Here is a 3,826-nt window from a genome sequence, read left to right as displayed (position 1 = left end):
TCCCGGCGGTGGCGCTGCGCGGCTCGCCGCGGTGACGGCGTTTCCCGCAGCCGCGTGTCAGGGGTCGGGGGGCGCCCCGGGCCTCCGGGAAGGCTCGGGGCCAGGGGTGTGGGCACCGCCGTCGCCGGCTCCCCAGGGGCGTCCGGCTGAGGCCGGCGGACACGGCCAGCACGGCGGCGCTGACGGCGAGGCCGAGCAGCCGGGGGATCTCGGGCACGGCGCCGCTGATCGTCTTGTGCGAGGCATGCAGGACGAGCGTGACGCCGATGAACGCCAGGACGTGGGCCAGGCCCTCGCCCAGGTAGTGGAAGCGGTCGAGCAGGCCGGCGAGCATGAAGTACAGCGCGCGCAGGCCGAGGATGGCGAAGGCGTTGCTGGTGTAGACGATGAACGCGTCGTTGCTGACGGCCGGTACGGCGGGCACGCTGTCGACGGCGAAGACGGCCTCGGCGGCCTCGATCGCGGCGACGACGGCCAGCAGCGGGGTGGCGACGCGCTTGCCGGCCTCCCGGACGAAGAAGCGCGTGCCGGCAGGACGGACCGGTCGTCCCGTCCGAGTCCGCGGGACGCGGCGGCGGCTGTCCTCCCGGCACCCGCCGGCCGGTGCTCCGCCCGCGCGGCCGCCGGTCTGCTACAAGGGTGCGGCAGGGAAGCAGGGTCCGGAGCGAGGAAGGGTGCGGGCGTGAGGCTGACGATTCTGGGCGGTGGCGGGTTCCGGGTGCCGCTGGTCTACGGTGCGCTGCTGGGCGACCACGCCGAGGGGCGGGTCACCGAGGTGGTGCTGCACGATCCGGACGACCGCCGGCTGCGGGCGGTGTCCCGGGTGCTGGCCGAGCAGGCCGAGGGGGTTGCCGACGCACCCGCCGTGTCCGCCACCACCGACCTCGACGAGGCCCTGCGCGGCGCCCGCTTCGTCTTCTCCGCGATCCGCGTGGGCGGTCTTCAGGGCCGGGCGGAGGACGAGCGGATCGCGCTGGCGGCGGGAGTGCCGGGCCAGGAGACCGTCGGTGCGGGCGGCATCGCCTACGGCCTGCGCACGGTCCCCGTCGCCGTGGACATCGCCCGGCGGGTGGCCCGGCTCGCCCCGGACGCCTGGGTCATCAACTTCACCAACCCGGCCGGCCTGGTCACCGAGGCCATGGCCCGCCACCTCGGTGACCGGGTCATCGGCATCTGCGACTCGCCCGTGGGCCTCGGCCGCCGCATCGCGCGGGTCCTCGGCGCCGACCCGAAGCGCGCCTTCGTCGACTACGTCGGCCTCAACCACCTCGGCTGGGTGCGCGCGCTGCGCGTCGCCGGACGCGACGAACTGCCCCGGCTGCTGGGCGATCCCGCACTGCTCGGCTCCTTCGAGGAAGGCCGGCTGTTCGGCGCCGACTGGCTGCGGTCGCTCGGCGCGATCCCCAACGAGTACCTGCACTACTACTACTTCAACCGGGAGACCGTCCGCGCCTACCAGCGGGCCGAGCGGACCCGCGGCGCCTTCCTGCGCGACCAGCAGGCCCGGTTCTACGCCGAGGCGGCCGACCCGGGCGTCTCCGCCCTGCGCGCCTGGGAGCGCACCCGCGCCGAGCGGGAGGCGACGTACATGGCGGAGAACCGGGAGAGCGCCGGCGCCGGCGAACGCGAGGAGGACGACCTGTCCGGCGGCTACGAGAAGGTCGCCCTCGCCCTGATGCGGGCCATCGCCCGGGACGAACGGGCCACCCTGATCCTCAACGTCCGCAACCGCTCGACCCTCCACGTCCTCGACGCGGACGCCGTCGTGGAGGTCCCCTGCCTGGTGGACGCGGGCGGCGCGCACCCCCTGGCCGCCGATCCGCTGCCCGGCCACGCCACCGGTCTGGTGTGCGCGGTCAAGGACGTCGAGCGGCAGGTGCTGTCCGCGGCGGAGTCGGGCTCCCGTGCCACCGCGGTGAAGGCGTTCGCCCTGCACCCGCTGGTGGACTCCGTGAACCTCGCCCGCCGGCTGGTGGACGAGTACGCCGCCGCGCACCCCGGGCTGGGGTACCTCAAGTAGCCGGAGCCGGCGGGTGTCTTCCCGGGTGCGCTGCGTTTCGTCGGCGATTCCGCCCCGTGTGCGAGCCGGTATTTCTACCCCTTGAAGACTCCGCCCACGCCGGGTGACGCTGCTGTGGGTGAGCAGTCTTTTCGCTCAAGGATGGGAACCACTGATGAAGAAGCAGATCGCGGCGACCGCCGTAGTGGGCATGGTGCTCGCCGGAGGGATCTCCGTTGCCGCCTCGTCGACCGATACGGCTTTCGCGCGGGACGACATAACGTGCACCGCGTCGCAGTTCGCCGGCGGCCGGATAGCGATATCGGGGAAGGGATTCCCGGACGGTGAGACGGTGACCGCGAGAAATTCCGCAGGAGTCTCGGTGGGCACGTTCACCACGACACCCGGCGGCTTCTTCGAATTCACCGGGCTTGCGAACGACACCTACACGGTGACGTCCAGGTTCGCCAGGGTGACCTGCGCGAAGCTCGCCGAGCCGGAGCACCGGGGTGGCCAGCAACAGCAGGGCGGCCGCGGTGGCCACCAACACCACGGCGGCCGGGGTGGTCAGCAGCAACAGCAGGGTGGGGGCGGTGGTCAGCAGCAACAGCAGGGTGGCGGGGGTGGTCAGCAGCAACAGCAGGGTGGCGGGGGCGGTCAGCAGCAACAGCAGGGTGGCGGGGGTGGTCAGCAGCAACAGCAGGGTGGGGGCGGCGGTCAGCAGCAGCAGGGTGGCGGGGGCGGTCAGCAGCAGCAACAGGGTGGGGGCGGCGGTCAGCAGCAGCAGGGTGGCGGGGGCGGTCAGCAGCAGCAACAGGGTGGGGGCGGCGGCCAGCAGCAACAGCAGGGTGGCGGGGGCGGCCAGCAGCAACAGCAAGGTGGCGATGACGGCCAGCAGCAACAGCAGGGAGGCGATGACGGCCAGCAGCAACAGCAGGACTGACGGTCCACGCGTCCGCCTTCCCGGCCACCGGCCCCGGACTCCGCACGGAGACGCCGGGGCCGTCGTCTGCCCGGGCGGAGACCGGCTCCCGTGCGCCCGCCTGGCCCACTGGGCGTGCCGCGGGACGGGACTGTGTCCACTCTGGGTTCCGACGGCACGACGGCCGGCCGTTGACCCCGGCGCCCGCCGCGTGGCGGTCCGCTACGCCCTGGAGCCCGTATGGACGCACCCCTGACCCCTGTCGGCGTCATCTGCGACTGCCCGCTGATCGCCCACGGCCTCACGCATGTGATCGACCCCGAACCGGATCTGCGGATCGTGACCTCGGTCAGGGAGGTGGGCGACTACCGCGATCGGGGGAACCACGGCGAGGTCGTCCTGCTGAACGTCCAGCTGTCCGCCTGGGAGACCTCCAGCGTGGTCTCCCGGCTGCACCGCAGGGGGCACGCGGTCGTCGTGCTGGCGTCCTCCGGGAAACAGGCGGACGCCGTGCTGTGCATCGAGGCCGGCGCCCGCGGTTATCTGGGCCACAGGATCGGTGAGACGGAATTGCTGACGGCCATCCGTGCCGTGGCCTCCGGTAGCCGTTATTTCTCCGCGGACCTCGACGGCCGGGTCCTGCCCGCGCCGCCGCCGCGTCTCACCGACCGGGAACGGCAGATCCTGCGGCTTCTCGCCGACGGAGCCACGGACCGGGAAATCGCCGTCACGCTGCACATCACCGAGAACACGGTGCACTCGCATCTGGACCGGCTGCGCAGCAAGAGCGGATTTCACCGCAGGGCTGATCTGACCCGGCTGGCGCTGCGGTACGGCCTGACCGGTGAATGAGGGCCACCCCACCCACAGCGGCCGGCCGTGTCGTCCACTCCTTTCGAAGGCGC

General features: G+C 72.8%; 3 protein-coding genes and 1 pseudogene. 2 read left to right on the top strand and 2 right to left on the bottom strand.

Annotated elements, in window-relative coordinates; genetic code table 11:
* Positions 1 to 460: pseudogene (locus tag H5J33_RS26835) on the bottom strand (TerC family protein); the annotation flags it as partial.
* Positions 461 to 682: 222 nt separating this feature from the next.
* Between H5J33_RS26835 and H5J33_RS26830 the strand changes: the two are divergent.
* The gene (locus tag H5J33_RS26830) at positions 683 to 2,020 is read left to right on the top strand and encodes a 6-phospho-beta-glucosidase (protein ID WP_181797425.1); all 1,338 of its coding nucleotides are present in this window, start codon (positions 683 to 685) and stop codon (positions 2,018 to 2,020) included.
* On the opposite strand, the gene H5J33_RS26825 is transcribed toward H5J33_RS26830, so the two are convergent.
* Complete coding sequence (locus H5J33_RS26825; RefSeq protein WP_181797424.1) at positions 2,013 to 2,930, bottom strand: hypothetical protein; 918 nt, start codon at positions 2,928 to 2,930, stop codon at positions 2,013 to 2,015. The genes H5J33_RS26830 and H5J33_RS26825 overlap by 8 nt on opposite strands.
* A gap of 231 nt (positions 2,931 to 3,161) precedes the next feature.
* Between H5J33_RS26825 and H5J33_RS26820 the strand changes: the two genes are divergently transcribed.
* On the top strand, positions 3,162 to 3,773 hold the full coding sequence (locus H5J33_RS26820; protein WP_181797423.1) for a response regulator transcription factor: 612 nt from the start codon (positions 3,162 to 3,164) through the stop codon (positions 3,771 to 3,773).
* The last annotated feature ends 53 nt before the right edge of the window (positions 3,774 to 3,826 follow it).

It is taken from the genome of Streptomyces sp. WELS2, assembly GCF_013870595.1.
Lineage (GTDB): Bacteria > Actinomycetota > Actinomycetes > Streptomycetales > Streptomycetaceae > Streptomyces.
The sequence above is the reverse complement of the archived record's forward strand: the minus strand, read 5'-3'. Positions and strand labels throughout refer to the sequence as shown.